The organism is Roseateles sp., assembly GCF_049240545.1.
In the GTDB taxonomy this organism is placed as follows: Bacteria; Pseudomonadota; Gammaproteobacteria; order Burkholderiales; family Burkholderiaceae_C; genus Paucibacter_A.
In genome coordinates, this window is sequence record NZ_JBMLSK010000127.1 from 1 (window position 1) to 17,772 (window position 17,772).

Annotated in this window: 16 protein-coding genes; 14 read left to right on the forward strand and 2 right to left on the reverse strand. The window is 58.3% G+C overall.

Annotated elements, in window-relative coordinates:
* Nucleotides 1-949 (forward strand): DUF4113 domain-containing protein (locus ACOVRJ_RS08320; RefSeq protein ID WP_422043421.1); only part of this gene is annotated, 949 nt, incomplete at its 5' end.
* A 295-nt stretch (nt 950-1,244) separates the two neighbouring features.
* Here ACOVRJ_RS08320 and ACOVRJ_RS08325 read toward each other — a convergent pair.
* On the reverse strand, nt 1,245-2,372 hold the full coding sequence (locus ACOVRJ_RS08325) for a phenylacetate--CoA ligase family protein (protein ID WP_422043422.1): 1,128 nt from the start codon (nt 2,370-2,372) through the stop codon (nt 1,245-1,247).
* Nucleotides 2,373-2,493: 121 nt separating this feature from the next.
* Nucleotides 2,494-3,321, reverse strand: a complete 828-nt coding sequence (locus ACOVRJ_RS08330; RefSeq protein ID WP_366510638.1) for an enoyl-CoA hydratase/isomerase family protein — start codon at nt 3,319-3,321, stop codon at nt 2,494-2,496.
* A gap of 83 nt (nt 3,322-3,404) precedes the next feature.
* Here ACOVRJ_RS08330 and ACOVRJ_RS08335 point away from each other — a divergent pair, with 83 nt between their 5' ends.
* The 13 genes from ACOVRJ_RS08335 to ACOVRJ_RS08395 all read left to right on the forward strand — a co-directional run bounded on the left by ACOVRJ_RS08335 (nt 3,405) and on the right by ACOVRJ_RS08395 (nt 17,619).
* Nucleotides 3,405-4,484, forward strand: a complete 1,080-nt coding sequence (locus ACOVRJ_RS08335) for a CaiB/BaiF CoA transferase family protein (protein WP_291925312.1) — start codon at nt 3,405-3,407, stop codon at nt 4,482-4,484.
* Between the two features lie 109 nt (nt 4,485-4,593).
* Nucleotides 4,594-5,832, forward strand: a complete 1,239-nt coding sequence (locus ACOVRJ_RS08340) for a thiolase family protein (protein ID WP_291925315.1) — start codon at nt 4,594-4,596, stop codon at nt 5,830-5,832.
* Between the two features lie 32 nt (nt 5,833-5,864).
* Nucleotides 5,865-6,623, forward strand: a complete 759-nt coding sequence (locus ACOVRJ_RS08345) for an SDR family NAD(P)-dependent oxidoreductase (protein ID WP_291925318.1) — start codon at nt 5,865-5,867, stop codon at nt 6,621-6,623.
* 98 nt (nt 6,624-6,721) lie between these two features.
* The gene (locus tag ACOVRJ_RS08350; RefSeq protein WP_291925321.1) at nt 6,722-7,519 is read left to right on the forward strand and encodes an ABC transporter ATP-binding protein; all 798 of its coding nucleotides are present in this window, start codon (nt 6,722-6,724) and stop codon (nt 7,517-7,519) included.
* On the forward strand, nt 7,516-9,483 hold the full coding sequence (locus ACOVRJ_RS08355) for an AMP-dependent synthetase/ligase (protein WP_291925324.1): 1,968 nt from the start codon (nt 7,516-7,518) through the stop codon (nt 9,481-9,483). The genes ACOVRJ_RS08350 and ACOVRJ_RS08355 overlap by 4 nt, the downstream gene beginning before the upstream one ends.
* Nucleotides 9,480-10,364 (forward strand): branched-chain amino acid ABC transporter permease, encoded by an 885-nt coding sequence (locus tag ACOVRJ_RS08360; protein ID WP_291925329.1) that lies wholly within the window; start codon nt 9,480-9,482, stop codon nt 10,362-10,364. Before ACOVRJ_RS08355 ends, ACOVRJ_RS08360 begins: the two co-directional genes overlap by 4 nt.
* Before the next feature lie 2 nt (nt 10,365-10,366).
* Entirely contained in the window at nt 10,367-11,419 is a 1,053-nt protein-coding gene (locus ACOVRJ_RS08365; RefSeq protein ID WP_291925333.1) for a branched-chain amino acid ABC transporter permease, read from the forward strand.
* 85 nt (nt 11,420-11,504) lie between these two features.
* Nucleotides 11,505-12,752, forward strand: coding sequence for an ABC transporter substrate-binding protein (locus ACOVRJ_RS08370; RefSeq protein ID WP_291925336.1), 1,248 nt, complete (start codon nt 11,505-11,507; stop codon nt 12,750-12,752).
* Nucleotides 12,753-12,811: 59 nt separating this feature from the next.
* On the forward strand, nt 12,812-13,600 hold the full coding sequence (locus ACOVRJ_RS08375; RefSeq protein ID WP_291925339.1) for an ABC transporter ATP-binding protein: 789 nt from the start codon (nt 12,812-12,814) through the stop codon (nt 13,598-13,600).
* Between the two features lie 43 nt (nt 13,601-13,643).
* Nucleotides 13,644-14,795 (forward strand): acyl-CoA dehydrogenase family protein, encoded by a 1,152-nt coding sequence (locus ACOVRJ_RS08380; RefSeq protein ID WP_291925343.1) that lies wholly within the window; start codon nt 13,644-13,646, stop codon nt 14,793-14,795.
* A gap of 98 nt (nt 14,796-14,893) precedes the next feature.
* Complete coding sequence (locus ACOVRJ_RS08385) at nt 14,894-15,589, forward strand: TetR/AcrR family transcriptional regulator (RefSeq protein WP_291925347.1); 696 nt, start codon at nt 14,894-14,896, stop codon at nt 15,587-15,589.
* A 190-nt stretch (nt 15,590-15,779) separates the two neighbouring features.
* Entirely contained in the window at nt 15,780-16,529 is a 750-nt protein-coding gene (locus tag ACOVRJ_RS08390) for an electron transfer flavoprotein subunit beta/FixA family protein (protein WP_291925349.1), read from the forward strand.
* A 160-nt stretch (nt 16,530-16,689) separates the two neighbouring features.
* Complete coding sequence (locus ACOVRJ_RS08395; protein ID WP_291925351.1) at nt 16,690-17,619, forward strand: electron transfer flavoprotein subunit alpha/FixB family protein; 930 nt, start codon at nt 16,690-16,692, stop codon at nt 17,617-17,619.
* Nucleotides 17,620-17,772: the final 153 nt, after the last annotated feature.

Consider the following 17,772-nt stretch of genomic DNA (forward strand, 5'->3'; position numbering starts at 1 on the left):
TAGGGACCGGATCCTTCAGTGGATCGGTATACCCACCTGCATCGGCATCGCACAGACGAAGACCCTGGCCAAGCTGGCGAATCACGTCGCCAAGACCGCAGAGCGCAAGCCGGGCAGCTATCCGGCGGAACTGGCTCAGGTGTGCAACCTGGCCGCGTTGCCTCCACAGGACCTGGATGATGTCCTACAGGCCACGGATGTGGGCGAGGTCTGGGGGGTGGGCAGGCGAATCAGCAAACAGCTCAAGGAACACGGCATCCAGACTGTGCTGGACTTGGTGCGCATGGACCCGGTCACCGTCCGCCGTGGCTGGAACGTGACGCTGGAGAAGACGGTGCGGGAACTGCAGGGTCAGCCCTGTGTGGATCTGGACGATGCTCCAGAGTCCAAACAGCAGATTGCATGCACCCGGTCCTTCGGACAACCTGTCACCGAGCTGGAACCGCTGATCGAAGCCGTCAGCGAATTCGCCAGCCGGGCAGGGGAGAAGCTGAGGAAGCAGAACAGCGTGGCCAGGGAGCTGCTGGTGTTCATCCACACCTCACCGCATCGGCAAGGGCCTCAACTCTCCCGAAGTGTTGTCGTACCGCTGCGCAGGCCAACGGATGACAGCAGGCTGCTCGCAGGCGCCGCAGCCGATGCCATGCGCAGCATGTACCTGCCGGGCTACCGTTTCATCAAGGCGGGGGTCATCTTGGTGGATCTTCAGCCGGCCAGGGTCCAGCAGCAGGAACTGGACCTTGAGCCCGAACAGGAGCCCGAGACAGCACGGGACCGGTCAAGACTGATGGTGGCGATGGATGTCATCAACCAGCGTTACGGCAAGGGCACCTTGCATGTCGGCTCTACCGGGCAGACGGCACCTCAGCGAGCATGGGGCATGAAGCAGGAGAGGCGCACGCCGCAGTACACGACGCGGCTGGAGGATGTGCCGGTGGCAAGAGCGTGACCCCACGCGATCGACATACGCGGTATACGAGCACTCCGACCCAGCGATGGAGTACTCGAGAGCCTTGCTGGGCCACATTGACCCGAAAAATTCCCGGCATTGTCAGAAGCAGTGGCTGGGCGGCAATTGCCTAGTACAGCACTTAAAACAAGCCGGGAACAAGACGGATCCTAACCGAGAAGAGCCCTTCGGGCTTCAGTGACTGACTGACTGACGTTCCCCCGCAAAACCAGTACCCGTCCACGGAAGTGGGTCAACTCCAACTCCAACTTGTACATCCGGGTCCTGTGGTGCTTCAAGCTTGTGCGTGCTTCCGATCGACAAGCGTTGGATCTCCTTCAGCGAGTTGGCCCACCTCGAGCCATTCGATGTTGTCTAGCTTGAGCCGAGTTACTTGTTTGAATGCATCAGCTAGGTGAGCTTCCACGTTGGCTGGTGTGCCTTTTGGCTTGAGTTCTGCACGCAATGTCATGGTCTCTCTGTGGCCCAGGGTCTCTACGACAAGCTGCGCACGATTGATCTCCGGCACTCGACTCAGCAATTCTTCGATGTTGCGCGGATAGACAAAAACCTCGCGCACTTTTACACCCTGGCCGACGCGGCCTTGCAGAAGACCAATGCGATCAACGAGGCCGTCTTCTGTCTGGCTCAACGCCTGAGCGACGTCGCCTGTGCCGAATCGAACCAATGGCCACCCGCTTTCCAGTGTCGTGACCACGATCTCACCTGTGCTGCCGACTGGCAAGGGCTCGCCCGATACCGGGTCGCACACCTGGACCAGGCGTTCAGGGTGAATGCGGTAGCCCTCAAGTCCATCTTGTTCGTAACCGATGAGTCCAAAGTCTCCGGTCGCATAGGCGGAGAACGTGTTGATGGCATAGCGCTGCTCAAGATCGCGTCGCTTATGCATCCAGTTGCCCATCTCTCCACCGAGCATGGCATTTTTGACGCGCCAGTCACGAGGCAACTGGTACCCCATGCGTTCCAAGGTCTCGATCAAGGTAATGAAGAAGCTGGTGGACGCGCAAATACACGTGATGTCCAACTCCAGAATCAGTTGGGCTTGCTGTTCAGCGCCGCCCGGACCACACGGGATGATCGTGGCCCCGGTAGATGCGATTCCTTGGTCAAGCAAAAGACCTGCGGGCACAAGGTGGTAAGACCAGGTATTCAGCACGCGATCGCCGGGGCCGATGCCTGCTTGGTTAAAAACTTGCGCGAATCCACGCCCGGTGACATCGCTTGAAAGCTCTGGTTCATAGATCGGCCCTGGAGACACAAAGATGCGTCGAATGTCGTGAGTGTCCGCGGCCAGGAACCCGCCAAAAGGGGGATGTGCTCGTTGGAGGGCGAGTAGTTGGTCTTTGGTCGTGACGGGCAGGCGGGCAAGATCACTGGCGCCGCATAAGTCGGCCGGCGCCATATTCGCCCGCTCATAGATGTCTCGTATTGCTGGGGCCTTCCGGTAAGCCTGGGTCTGAATGCGCTGAAGTGCTGCGAATCGGTTGGAGCATGGGGGCGTGGTCATGGTTCGGAACCTTGGTTCACTTGCCGGTGAAACGCGGCGCGCGTTTTCCCTGGAAGGCATCCAGCCCCTCTTGAAGGTCGGCGCTGAAAGCATGAACTTCTGACGCCAGCAGTTCCAAGCGAAGTGCCGTGTCCTCTGATTGATCGAGCCCGTCGTCAACCAGAGCCTTCATGCGCTGAAGGCCCAAAGGGCTCTTGGTGGCAATGGTGTCGGCCACCTTCTGGGTCGCTGCGTCGAGCTGCGAGTCGTCCACGACCTGATTCACCAACCCGGCTTCTCGCATCTCCTCGGCTGAAACGAACTCACCGGTGTAGAGAAGGTACTTGGCGCGGGTCGGGCCAATCACACGGGGGAGACGCACCGAGCCGCCACCTCCAGGAAGCAGGCCGTAGTTGGCGTGTGCATCGCCGATCTTTGCGCTCTTGGCAGCGATAACCAGATCGCAGCACAGCACCAACTCCAGCCCTCCCGCGAGGGTAATGCCGTTTAGCGAGGCAATGACCGGCTTGGGGAATCGGTCCAGGCGGTTCATCGTGCGCAAGACACCCGCGAGGAAGGCGCTCGTGCCGTTCTCGCCCAGTTGACCTCGCACGTACTTAAGGTCCGCCCCAGCGCAGAAGGCGCGGCCGGTACCAGTAAGAACAACGGTCATGACGTCGTTGCTCTCCAGTGCCTGGTCCAGCCCCCTGTCGATGGCTTGGAGCACTTCTGGGGTGAGCGAGTTCATTGCATCTGGGCGATTCAGGCGGATCCAAAGAGATCGATTCCGGACTTCGGTAACCACCACTGACTCTGACATGTCTTCTCCATTCTCGGCGTGCTTAGGGACCTCACATTCTTTCATTTGACTATCGAGTAAGTAACTTGGTGATTTCCCTTACCCATAATAAAGCGGCTTTACTTTAGAGTAAAAAAAGAGGAGTCCCCATGAAGTCATCTAGTCAAAGCAGTCAGCTACCGTTGGCAGGAGTCAAGGTAGTGGAGTTCGAAGGAATCGGACCCGGCCCATTGGCGGGCTTTCATCTGGTACAGCTCGGCGCGAGCGTGACCCTGGTCGCACGCCCAGGTCGAGGGGCTCTGCCAGCAGAAATGACCCCGCCTACCGATAGCTTGATTAACCGCGGCAAACATCGTGTCACTCTGAACTTGAAGACGCCACACGACAAAGTGGCTGCAATCGACTTGATTGCCCAAAGCGATGCCTTGATTGAAGGGAATCGTCCAGGGGTGATGGAGCGGCTGGGTCTGGGGCCTCAAGACTGCGCCAAGGTGAACCCCCGCCTCGTCTACGGCCGCATGACGGGATGGGGGCAGGATGGTCCGCTGGCCCACGCCGCAGGCCACGACATGAACTACGTGGCCCTAACCGGACTGATGTCACTGACCGAAACGCCGGGTCATCCTCCAATTCTGCCACCCACGGTCTTGGGAGACGCGGCGGGGGCCTTGGGTCTGACGATGGGAATCGTCGCCGGGATGTTCGCCGCGAGAAGTGGCGAAGGAAAGGGTTGTGTAGTCGATGGAGCGATCGTGGATGTGCTGGCCCTCCTGGCGCCCTTGGTTCAGCTTCTCCGCAAGGGTGGTGCTCTAGAGGGGACCGTGGCCAGCGTCTTTCACGACTCACCGTTCTATGACCGCTATCGGTGTGCAGACGGTCGGTACATCACGGTTGGCGCTATTGAGCCGCAGTTCTATGCGCTTCTTCTGGAAAAGATGGGGCTGTCGGACGTGGATCCCTCTCAGCAGATGAACAGGGCCGCTTGGCCCGCACTGAAAGCCCGAATGGCTGAGGCATTTGCGTCGAGGTCAAGCAGCTATTGGACTGGAGAGCTGGAAGGCACTGATGCCTGCTTCGCACCAGTCCTCACCTTGGGAGAGGCAGCGAAGCATCCCCATAACGCCAGTCGAGGTCTGTATCGCGTGACCGACGAGGGTGATGTAGAGACGGCGCGGGGCTTGCGCTTCCTGCCTCTGGTCGATCCGGACCTTTTGAGATCGCCCCAATGAGGGTTTACCCCTCTCTCTTTTTTTGTTTTTTACTTTAAAGTAAAACCATTGCACGGCGGGTAAAGTTAAGCTATTCCGCCAGTATTCAAGAGCCATAAGGAAACTGAGCATGAATGACATCTACGTGATTGGGGTTGGCATGACGCCGTTTGGCCGACACCTCGACCTTGACATGAAAGCCCTTACTAGGCAGGCAGTGGAGGCAGCCCTTGCAGATGCCGCCATGCAGAAGGAGCAGTTGGAAGCGGCCTTCTTTGGCAACACTTCTCAAGGACACATGGAAGGGCAGCACATGATTCGCGGGCAGATTGCCTTGCGCGCCATGGGCATTGGCCGGGTTCCGGTGGTGAACATTGAGAACGCCTGCGCGAGTGGATCATCTGCGTTTGCGCTGGCGTGCAGTCACTTGAAGTCCGGAGCGGGCGACGTCGCTCTCGCGGTTGGAACCGAGAAGATGTTCTCTACCGACAAGGCGCGGATGTTCTCCGTGTTTGACAGTGCTTGGGATATCTCCCGTGCACAAGAGATTCGAGATTCCCTGATGAAGCTGGGCAGGGAGGTGTCCGTACCCGAAGGATCGACCTCGCCCAAGCCGTACAGCGTCTTCATGGACGTATATGCCGCATTCGCGCGTTCGCACATGCGGACATTCGGTACGACCCAGCGGCAGCTCGCGGCTGTGGCGGCCAAGAACCACACCCATTCGGTTCATAACCCGCTCTCCCAGTACCGTGTGGCATACACCATCGACGAGATCCTAGCGGCGCCACCCATCACCTATCCGCTGACTTTGCCAATGTGTTCACCAATCTCAGATGGTGCCGCGGCCGCAATTTTGTGCACCGGCAAGGCCATTAAACGCCTCAACTTGGACGCAAGCCGAGCGATCCGTGTACTCGCTTCGGTGGTGCAAAGCGGATCAGATCGCGATGAGTCCGACTACCGCTCCCACTGCACAGCGTTGGCGGCCACCAAGGCCTACGAATTGGCCGGTGTGGGAGCCGCAGACATATCGGTGGCCGAAGTCCATGACGCTACCGCCATGGGCGAAATCATCCAGTCCGAGAACCTTGGCTTCTGCGAGTTCGGCATGGGCGGTGTCATCGCGGAGCGCGGTGAGACAAGCATCGGAGGGCGGATCCCTATCAACCCATCAGGTGGTCTGGAGTCCAAGGGCCACCCTGTAGGTGCGACCGGGCTTGCACAGATCCATGAGCTGGTCACTCAACTACGAGGGGAGGCAGGGAAGCGCCAGGTGGAAAGTGCCCGGCTTGCGCTCGCCGAGAACGGCGGGGGCCTGGAAGGGATTGAAGAAGCCGTGGCATGCATAACGATTCTTGGCCGCTGAATCACAGAACCAAGTACGAACAAGGAGACAACATGGACATTCAAAACGTAGTGGCACTCGTCACTGGAGCAGGATCGGGCCTGGGCCTGGCCACCTGCCAGGCGCTGGTAGCGGCGGGCGCCAAGGTGATGGCAGTGGACGTTGATGAAGAGCGCTTGGTCAACAACGTACTGCCCCTAGGGTCAAGCGTTCGCATTCAACGGGTCGACGTGTCCAACGATGCTGAGGTGAAAGCTGCCGTCGACTTTGCGGTGCAGGCCTTTGGCTCTTTGCAGGTGGCCGTGAACTGTGCTGGCATTCTTGGGCCGTGCAAAACCTTGAGCAAAGGCGAACTGTTTCCCCTTTCTCTCTGGAACCAGGTGATTGCCGTCAACCTCACGGGCACGTTTAACGTCATCCGCCACGCGAGCCTTGCGATGTCGCGAAATACCGCCAGCGAGGACGGCGAGCGAGGTGTGATCGTGAACACCTCTTCTGGAGCCGCTTGGCAGGGACAGATGGGTCAGGCAGCCTACAGCGCAACGAAGGCTGGGGTGATGGGAATGACGCTCCCAGTATCCCGTGACTTGGCACAGCACGGGATTCGTGTCGTCGCTATTGCGCCCGGCCTGTTCGAGACGGGCATGTCCGCCGGCATGCCGCCCAAGGTCTCTCAGGGGCTGATCGATAACTCGATCCTCTTCCCCCACCGGATGGGGCGACCGCAGGAGTTTGCCTCACTGGTTCAACACATCGTCGAAAACGCCTACTTCAACGCCACCACCATCAGCCTGGACGCGGGGACCCGCTGACGGTCAGCATCTCACAAAAAAGAGCTGAACCTATTCTGGGACTGAATGAAAAGAGGTTTCCATGCAAGTAAGACGACTGATGGATCGCGGAGGAAAGAATGAGTGATCTGCCAAAGGGTAAGCACGCTCAGATCGTGCTTTCCGCAAGCCATCTGCTTTTGAAGTTTGGGGGAATCGTGGCCCTGAACGATGTCTCCATTGATGTACGCGACGACGAGTTGTTGGCCGTGATCGGTCCTAACGGAGCAGGGAAGTCGTCGCTGATGAATTGCCTAAGTGGCTTCTATCGTCCCAAGGCAGGCGAAATCCGTCTTGGCGAGCACTCGATCAGAGGCATGGGCACACACGAAGTGGCGGCCCGCGGATTGGCCCGCACGTTTCAAGGTACCCACATCTTCTCGGGCATGACGGTCATTGAGAACCTGATGGTGGGGCGCCACTTGCATATGCGCACCAACCTGATCCAGTCCTTTTGCCATTTCGGACCCGCTGTACGCGAAGAGGTGGCTCACAGGGAAGCGGTGGAGGAAATCATCGAGTTCCTGGAAATCGAGTCGATCCGGCACTCCCCAGTGGGCAGCCTGGGTTATGGACTTCGCAAGCGCGTCGACCTCGGGCGCGCTCTCGCTCAAGATCCCAAGATCCTTCTCATGGACGAGCCAATGGCCGGAATGAATACCGAGGAGAAGGAAGATCTGGCTAGGTTCATTCTGGATGTGAGAGAAGCCAAACGCATCCCGATCGTGCTGGTCGAGCACGATATGGGGGTTGTCATGGACCTTGCGGATCGCGTGGCTGTGCTGGACTTTGGCCGAAAGATTGCCGAGGGAACACCCAAGGAAATCCAGGCCGATCCTGCCGTATTGAAGGCATATCTGGGTGAGGGGGTGGCATGAACATTCGCATGGCAACACTGCCGCAACTGCTGCGTGACCACGCCAGACGCTCACCGCAGCGACTTTCGCAGCGGCACAAGACGCGTGGTATCTGGCGCGAGTACGACTTCTCACAGGTCCAGCGCAATGTCATGGACTTGGCCTTGGGTCTTCACCAACTGGGTATTCAACGCGGAGAGACGGTCGCAATCATTGGTGAGAACGAGCCTCAGCATTACTGGGCCGAATACGCGGCACAAGCAGTCGGGTGCAAGGTAATCTCACTGTATCCGGACCTCACGGCAGACGAAGTGCAGTACCTGCTGGATGACAGTGAGGCCGTCTGTCTCTTTGCTCAGGATCAGGAACAGGTGGACAAAGGGTTGGCGGTGAAGACGGCCACTCCCAACCTGCGGCACATCGTGTACTGGGACGACACGGGCATGTGGTCGTACCGAGACCCCATCTTGCGCAAGTTTCATCAGTTGCAGAGCGAGGGGCGGTCCCTTGGCGAAAAGGATGAGCTGATGTACGACCGTCTCGTTGATCAGGGCCGTCCTGACGACATCGCGGTGCTTTCGTACACATCAGGCACCACGGGCAAACCCAAGGGGGTGATCCTTTCACATCGTAGCTTGGTTGACAACGCCCAACGTCTGATCAATGCCACGAAGGCCAGGCCAGGCACCCAGTACCTGAGCTACATCGCCCCAGCATGGGCAACGGAGCAATTCATGGGTCTGGCCCTGGGAATCGGCCTGCCCATGGTGGTCAACTTTCCTGAGGGCCCTGAGCAGGTTCTTGAAAACATTCGAGAGCTGGCGGTCGAGGCCATGACGTTTGCCCCGCGCCAATGGGAAAGCATGGCGTCTTCCGTGCAGGCACACATGCTCGACGCGGGCGCTGTGCGGCGAGCAATTTACGAGTGGGGTTTGAAGGTTGGACATGCTGTGCACGTCGCGCGTATGGACGGCAAGCACGTGTCGTGGTGGAGTCGGGCCTTGCTGCCCCTCGCCAATGCGCTGGTCCTTAGGCCGTTGAGAGACCAACTTGGCCTGACACGATTGCAGGTGGCCATCTGCGGAGGAGCCACCATGGCACCAGATGTGTTCCGCATGTTCCATGCAATGGGCGTTCCCTTGAGAAACATCTATGGCTCGACAGAGGTCGGGCTGTTGACGAGCCACCAGGGAGACCGTTTTGACCTAGAAACCGTTGGTCACTGGATGCAGACGCACCCCGAGGCAGGAACTCCTCTGGAGTGGATGCTGACAGCAGATGGGGAGTTGTGCGTCAGGGGAGGGAGTTCGTTTCTGGGCTACTACCGACGCGAAGGCTCTTTCGAGGCCAAGGTCAAAGACGGGTGGTACCAAACCGGAGATGCGGTTACCAAGACGGACCGAGGCGAACTTGTGTTTTTGGAGCGTGTGTCCGATCTGAAGCGTCTTGCCGATGGCCAGACGTTCCCGCCGCAGTTTGTTGAAACCCGCCTTCGCTTCAGCCCGTTCATCAAAGACATCATGACCGTCGGAGATGAAAGGCGCGACTTTGTTGCAGCACTAATCAACATCGACATGGGTGTGCTGTCTCGCTGGGCAGAAGAAAAGCGCATTGGCTTCTCGACCTTCACGGATCTCTCGCAGCGCCCAGAGGTGGCCGACCTCCTTAGCCGGGAAATCTCCCGGGTAAACCAGTTCCTGCCCGCCCACGCGCGAGTCCGGCGTTTCGCCAACTTTCCGAAGGAGCTTGACCCGGATGAGGGCGAGTTGACCCGATCGAGAAAGCTGCGTCGAGAGTTTCTGGAAGATAGGTATGCGGCGCTGATTCAAGGTCTTTACAACGGGGCGTCTGAAGTGACTGTGGACATACCGGTGACCTATCAGGATGGACGTCGCAGCCAGTTCACCGCGCAGGTACTCATTCGCGACGTAGCGGCTGCCGACCAGACGACCAAGGCCGGTATTTCAAATGGGAGAAGGCAATGATTGATTTCCTGAATTACCTCATCAATGGCGCGTTGACGGGCCTCTTGTATGCACTGATTGCCATGGGTTTTGTGGTGATCTATCGGGCATCAAAGGTGTTCAACTTCGCGCAGGGGGAGTTGGTCGTCTTCGGCGGGTACATGGTCTGGTGGACAGTGATTCAAATGGGAATGCCGTTGTGGATCGGCCTGCCAGTGGCATTCGTGAGCGCAGCCATCTTCGGCTTGATGATCGAGCGGATTTTCTTTGCGCGACTTGTCGGTGAATCCGTTTTTTCCATGGTGATGGTGACCATCGGGCTTCTGATCCTAATTCGGGGTGTGGTCTTGGTCCTGTTTGGTCCACAAGTCCGCGCCTTTCCGATGGTTTTTCCAATTGATCCGCTGATCTTTGGTGACATCCTGATCTCTCGCTCGATGTTCTATGGTGGGTTGCTCACGATTGCCATTGGTTTTGGGCTTTCGTGGTTTTTCAACAAAACGCGTACGGGTTTGACGATGACCGCCGTGGCCGAAGACCATCAGGTGGCGATGTCAATGGGTATCTCCGTGCAGCGATCCATTGCCTTTGCCTGGATTCTCGGCTCTGTGCTTTCCACCCTGGGTGCCATGGTTCACCTGAGTGGCCGCTCTATCAACATGCTGAGCTCCGACATCGGATTGGCAGCGCTTCCTGTGGCATTGCTCGCTGGCTTGGAATCGCTCGCAGGATTGTTGCTCGCCGGTGTGCTGGTGGGCGTGATTCAAGGTTTAGCATCGGCCTATCTTGATCCTCTGGTTGGCGGTGCAATTGGCTCTGTATTTCCATTCATCATCATGTTGCTGATGCTCTTGATTCGTCCAACCGGTATGTTCGGTTGGAAAACCATTGAAAGGGTTTGATCATGGATCCCGCAGGTATTTTCGCAACCTCCTATCGTCAGGATCAATCGCTTATCCGCACGCGAAATCAAGCATTTGCGCTGTTGATATTTGTTGTGGCTCTGTTTGCCCTGCCGATGGTCGCCGAGGTTCGATCGGTGGCAGTGATGACGTCGATGCTGATCACTGCAGTGGTGGTTCTTGGTCTGCAAATCAATACTGGTTTGGCTGGCCAGGTCAATATAGGCCAGGCCGCCTTCATGGGGGTCGGTGCTTATTCGACGGCTGTGCTTGCCAGCAAACTGCACCTTCCATTCTGGCTGGCCCTGCCCGCGGGTGGGGTGTTCGCAGCGCTTTTTGGCCTCATTTTCGGTCTTGCTGCCGTCCGGATAAAGGGGTTCTACCTCGCGCTTACCACGATTGCTGCGCAGATCCTGTTTCACTTCTTTGTGCTCAATCTTCCACAAAAGTGGCTGGGTGGCTCAAACGGCATCACCCTGGAGCCTGCTGAGCTGTTTGGATTCAGGTTTGAGACGGATATAAGCATGTATTACCTGTGTCTCGTGGTCGCAATGATCATGATCGCTGGAGGATACGGCATTGCGCGTAGCCGACACGGACGAATCTTCGCCGCCGTTCGTGATGATGATGTGGCTTCAGGGATGATGGGCATCGACGTGGTGAGGACGAAAGCCCTGGCATTTTTGGTTGGTGCTTTTTATGCCGGTATTGGTGGAGGGCTGTGGGCATACTACATTCGCTTTGTGGCGATTGACCAGTTCACGCTGATTCATTCAATCTGGTTTATTGCCATGATCATCGTGGGTGGCATGGGCTCGATTACTGGCGCACTGATTGGTGTTTTCGTTATTCGTATGGCTCAGGAGTCCATCACGAGCATGGGGCCTGCACTGGTCGAGCGCATTCCATTTCTAGGCGGAGACTTGGTGTTTGCTGCTATGAATATTTTTCTCGGTGGCATCATCGCTGGCTTTCTGATTTTTGAGCCTCGCGGCCTGATGCATCGTTGGAATATTGCGAAGCAGTCCTATCGAATGTGGCCCTATCCCTATTGAACATAAACATTATCCCGATCCCCATTTTCACGCTGGTGGGTGGTTGATTTTGGTTAAACAGCGTAATCATCAAGGAGACAAGCAAATGATTAAACAGAAGATATGGGCTTCGGTCAGAGTCCGCCATGCTTTGGGCTCGGCTGCTCTCTTGGCCGTACTGGGCAGTGGAAGCACCGTCTACGCTCAGACGACATACAACATTGCTGGGATCGCTGACTTCACCGGGCCCTTCGCTGACGTGATGAAGGACATCACGGGCTGCCGCCGCGGGGTGCTTGACTGGTGGAATGAAGAGGTAGGCAAATCGCTCGGCGTTACCCTAAAAGTCAAGGAGCATGACGCACGCTACGACGTGGCCCAAGTCGCTTCCCTCTGGCCAGGCATCAAGGCGGAGCTCAACCCGATTGCCGTCTGGGGCCTCGGCGGGCCAGACAGCAATGCGCTGCAGCAGAGATTGCCCAACGACAAGGTACCCCTGCTGCTCGGCACGGCTGGCTATGGCTTTGCTTGGAAGGATGGCAGCTGGGTGTTCAATGCACGGGCGACTTACCCGCATGAAGCGGCCGGCTTTTACGCTTGGTATCAGAAGAAGATGGGGGGTGGACCGCTGAAGGTCGGGGTGATTTCTTCGGAAGTTTCTCCCGCGTATGTGGACATTCACAAGGGTGTGGAGCGATTTGCCAAGGACAACCCCCAGATCCTGGAAGTGGTGGAGACGATCTACACCGAGGCACAGCCGACGGACCTTACGCAGCAAGTGCATCGACTGCTTCGCAAAGGGGCGACGGTGATTCAAGTCTTCAACAATACGGCATCGGTGGTGGCTACCCGTCGTGCCTTGCAAAGCCTTGGTAAGGGCAACCTACCTATTGTGGTCAGTGCACACAACGGGTTGCTCTCGTCGGGCAAGGCCTTGGGCGACCTCAACCGGATGGAGGGAAGTTACGAGGTTTATGGCATGGCCATCCCGACGGACGATCCTACAGCTGCGCGAGCCTTTTTCGAGAAGCTGCGCACCCAGTACAAGACGCAAGCCAACTTCACATCGCCCTGCATGATGGGGTTGGCCACTTCCCTACTCACGGTCCGCGCGGTGGAACAGGTGGTCAAGATTAAGGGTCCTGCCGGCGTGACGGGCGCGGATGTTCGCACTGCTTTGCAGACCAACGCTTTCCCAAGCGAGCTGACATTTGGTGTTCTGCCCAACATCAAGTTCAGCAACGATGCTCCGTTCCCGACTTCTGGTTTGGCGGTGAACATCGGAACGATTGAAAAAGGGATGTACAAGCTGGTCGAACAAAGCGCTCCCGTTCCGAACGTGAACAAGTGGTAATTGACTGCATATCCAGGCCCGCCGCGACGGGCCTGGAGTGACGAATATTGGAGTTGCCTGTGCTTGAACTAAATAACGTTGAGGTTCTTTACAGCGAAGTGATTTTGGCTGTAAAGGGCATAACAGCGTGTGTACCAAAGGGCCAGTGCGTTACCCTGCTCGGTGCCAACGGCGCGGGTAAGAGCACGACGCTCAAAGCCATTTCAAACCTCATTCGTACCGAAGATGGTCGGGTCACCGCAGGATCGATCACGCTCGACGGGACCAACATCACCGGGGCGAACCCGGTGGATGTGGTGAGACAGGGTCTCGTGCACGTGATGGAGGGGCGCAAGGTCCTGCGTCACATGACGGTCGAACAGAACCTGGTGGTCGGTGGGCACTTGGGAAGCGGGCGAGAGGCCAAGGAAAGGCTCGACGAGGTCTATTCCCGCATCAAGCGCTTGGCCGCCCTGCGCGACCGAACCGCAGGTTATTTGTCGGGAGGCGAACAGCAGATGCTGGTGATTGGTCGCGCATTGATGTCCCAACCCAAGTTGGTGATGATCGATGAGCCATCGCTCGGATTGGCTCCCCTTATGGTGGAGGAGGTGTACGGCCTTCTTTCCGACTTGAAAGCCAGCGGACTGACTTTGCTGATCGTCGAGCAGAACACCCGCGTCGCGCTTGAACTCGCAGATTACGGCTATGTGATGGAGAGCGGTCGCATCGTGCTGGAGGGGCCTTCTAGCCAACTCAAGAGCAATGAGGACGTTCGCGAGTTCTACCTCGGCTTGACAGTGGAAGGAGAGCGCAAGAGCTTCCGGGACATGAAGCACTACCGGCGCCGCAAGCGCTGGCTCGGTTGAGCTGCGTTTTTTGACACAAAAAAGTTAACCCCAAGGACATCAGATGAGCAGTGTTTCCAACGCTTTCCTCAGCGAACAAGAGGTCATGATTCGGGAGTCGGCCCGCCGCGTAGCGGAGGAGGTCGTCGCCGTCACAGCGGCGCAACGCGACCAAAGCGGCAAGTGGCCTCATGCGGAAATTCAGTCCGTGGCCGAATTGGGGTTCATGGGCATGCTGGCCCCTCAAACACATGGAGGTGCGGGACTTTCTTTCGTGGAGTATTGCTTGGCCATTGAGGAGTTCGCTGTCGCCGATGGCGGCTTTGCCACCATGATGCACGTGCACAACTCATCAGCGCATGTCTTATGCAATTTCGGCACAGAGGAGCAGAAGGCTCAGCACCTGCCCGGGTTGGCTTCGGCTAAGAACATCGGTGCATTTCTTCTGTCGGAACCTCATGCTGGTTCTGACACTGCCTCCATCCGAACCTCCGCCAAGCGCGATGGTGAATACTACGTGATCAACGGTAGCAAGCAATGGATTTCGAATGGAAGCGAAGCGGGTTTCGCCTTTGTCGTGGCGGCCACGGGGGAGCCTGGGTCTCGGAATCGATTCAGCCTGTTCATTGTTGATCCCAAGGATCCGGGCTATCAGGTGCTCCGTATCGAGAACAAGCTCGGACAGCACACCGCGCATACTGCCCAGATTCAGCTGGACAATCTGCGCGTTCCAGTCGGCAATCTGGTGGGAGAAGAAGGGCGAGGATATGCAAAGGCCCTGTCGCTCTTGTCAGACGGGCGCATCGCGATTGCCGCCCTGGCGATCGGTGTCGCGCGCGCTGCGCTCGAGGCTGCCATTCGTTACGCCAAAGATCGGGAAGCCTACGGTAAGCCGATCTCGGCACTCCAAGCCGTCAGCTTTGATCTGGCCGACATGGCGATGCAGGTTGAGGTGGCTCGCCAGTACATGATCTACGCCGCGCGCCGGCGAGATGCGGGGCTTCCCTCAGACAAAGAGGCTTCGATCGCCAAGCTGTTTGCCAGTGAGATGGCTGAGAAGGTCTGCTCTGCAGCGATTCAAGTCCATGGTGGCTACGGCTACGTTTCGGACTTCCCGGTGGAGCGCTATTACCGAGATGTTCGCGTTACCAAGATTTACGAAGGTACCAGCCACATTCAGAAGCTGATTATTGCGCGCCAGATTTTGGCTGAGTGAGTGTCTGGGCAAGCCGCCGAAGGCGGCTGCCCGAGGTCATTGGATATCATGTTCGACTAACAACTGTCTCCCCTTAGCAAAGCGCGACCTCTAACCTTATGAGCCAATCCATCGAAGCGGAGCCCAAGCCACGGGTGCGTTCAGCGACCAAGCGCGCCACCAAAGGGGCGAGGTGGAACAACGCCGTCAGTGGTGCGGATGAGCAGTACGAGCTCAAGCGGCAGGCAGTGATTGCTGAAGCGTCTAAAGCCTTTGGGCGCCAGGGGTCACAAAACGTCTCGCTCGACGAGATTGCAAACGCACTCAACGTTACCAAGCCTGCCCTCTACTACTATTTCAAGAGCAAGCAGGAACTCATTTACGAGTGCCATGAGCTGGCGATGAAAATTGGTGATCAGGTGTTGAAAGACGCGATCGCATCAGAGTCCACTGGGTACGGACGGATCACCGCGTTCATGCGGAATTACATCTCGCACCTGACAGATCAGATGGGAGCTCCCGCGATCCTGCACGACTTTTCCGCTATGACGCCAGCGGATCGTAAAAAGATTACCGCACGCCGGAGAAAGTTTGACCTCCAGCTTCGCAACATCATAGAAGAGGGCGTTCGGGACGGTTCCATTGCGCCTTGTGACGCAAGGCTCGCGGTGTTTTGGTTCATGGGGGCGATCAGTTCTATTTCCCAGTGGTACCACGCTGACGGCACACTCACTGGCGATCAGGTGGCAGAGGTATTCATCCGCTTCCTGGCTGATGGCATACGTCCGCAGACTGCCTGTCCCACTATCTCTTGAGGCTCACAAGCGAGTGCCCGCTTGCATGACGCGCGCATGCGAGGGCAACTGGCATTCGCGGTGCGGTGGCCGCAATACACGCCAACAACGATGAACTGGTCGAGTCGGCGTCGGCTGATACGTCAAGACCTGGCTGTGCGATGGGGTTTGACATCCAGTATCCACCAGCAGATTTAACAGGAGTAATGAAATGAAAGTCATCGTCCCCGTCAAACGTGTGGTCGACTACAACGTCAAGGTGCGCGTCAAGAGCGACGGCACGGGCGTGGACATTGCCAACGTCAAGATGAGCATGAACCCGTTCGACGAGATTGCCGTCGAAGAGGCGGTTCGCCTGAAGGAGAAGGGCGCTGCGACCGAGGTGATCGCCGTCTCCTGCGGCGTGGCCCAGTGCCAGGAAACCCTGCGCACGGCCATGGCCATCGGCGCCGACCGTGCCATCCTGGTCGAGACCGATGTCGAGCTGCAGCCCCTGGCCGTGGCCAAGCTGCTCAAGGCGCTGGTGTACAAGGAACAGCCCGGCCTGGTGATCCTGGGCAAGCAGGCCATTGACGACGATGCCAACCAGACTGGCCAGATGCTCGCGGCCCTGGCTGATCTGCCGCAGGCCACCTTCGCTTCCAAGGTCGAAGTGGCGGGGGACAAAGCCAAGGTCACGCGCGAAGTCGACGGTGGCCTGGAGACGCTGGAAGTGAGCCTGCCGGCGGTGGTCACCACCGACCTGCGCCTGAACGAGCCGCGCTACGTGACGCTGCCCAACATCATGAAGGCCAAGAAGAAGCCGCTGGAGACTGTCAAGCCCGAAGACCTCGGTGTGGACGTGGCCCCGCGACTGAAAACCCTGAAAGTGGCCGAGCCGGCCAAGCGTGGCGCGGGTGTGAAGGTGCCCGATGTCGCCACCCTGGTCGACAAGCTCAAGAACGAAGCCAAGGTGATCTGACATTCGTCCTGGCTGCCGCTCATATCGTCATGGCCGGCGATCCCCGCCGTCATTCCCGCGAAGGCGGGAATCCTGCGCCAGAGACTGAACGGATACATCACCCCAAACCCTGGACCCCCGCCTGCGCGGGGGTGACGTCACCACAGGAAAGAAACCCATCATGACCGCTCTCGTCATTGCCGAACACGACAACGCTTCCATCAAGGGCGCCACGCTCAACACCGTCACCGCCGCCGCTGCCTGCGGTGGTGAGGTGCATGTGCTGGTGGCTGGCCACAACGCCGGCGCTGCCGCGGCCGCCGCCGCCCAGATCGCCGGTGTGGCCAAGGTAATCCACGCCGACGCCGAGGGTTTCGCCCACGGCCTGGCCGAAAACGTGGCCGCCCAGGTGCTGGCCATCGCTTCAGGCTACAGCCACATCCTCTTCCCCGCCACCGCCAGTGGCAAGAACGTGGCCCCGCGCGTGGCCGCAAAGCTCGACGTCGCCCAGATCAGCGACATCACCAAGGTGGTGAGCGCCGATACCTTCGAGCGCCCGATCTATGCCGGCAACGCGATGGCGACCGTGCAGAGCGGCGACGCCACCAAGGTCATCACCGTGCGCACCACCGGTTTTGACGCCGCCGGCCAGGGTGGCTCGGCCGCCGTGGAAACCGTGGCGGCGGCCAGCGGCAATGGCAAGAGCGCCTACGTGGGCAGCGAGATCGCCAAGAGCGACCGTCCCGAGCTGACCGCCGCCAAGATCATCGTCTCCGGTGGCCGCGCACTGGGCAGCAGCGAGAAGTTCAACGAAGTGATGACACCGCTGGCCGACAAGCTGGGCGCAGCTACCGGTGCCAGCCGCGCCGCGGTGGACGCCGGCTACGCGCCCAACGACCTGCAGGTCGGCCAGACCGGCAAGATTGTCGCCCCGCAGCTGTACATCGCCGCCGGTATCTCCGGCGCCATCCAGCACCTGGCTGGCATGAAGGACTCCAAGGTGATCGTGGCGATCAACAAGGATCCCGAAGCCCCGATCTTCTCGGTGGCCGACTATGGCCTGGAAGCCGACCTTTTCGCGGCTGTGCCGGAGCTGGTCGCTGAGCTCTGATTAAGTGCGTTGCATTTGCTGCATGCAATCCAAAGGCATCGCTTGCGATGCCTTTTTTCATTTGATATGCGATGCGCAATGACCGCTGTGCGCCGGATTCCGTGAGGTCGTCGAGCCTAATTGAATGGCCACCCTGCATATCAGTCAATGAGT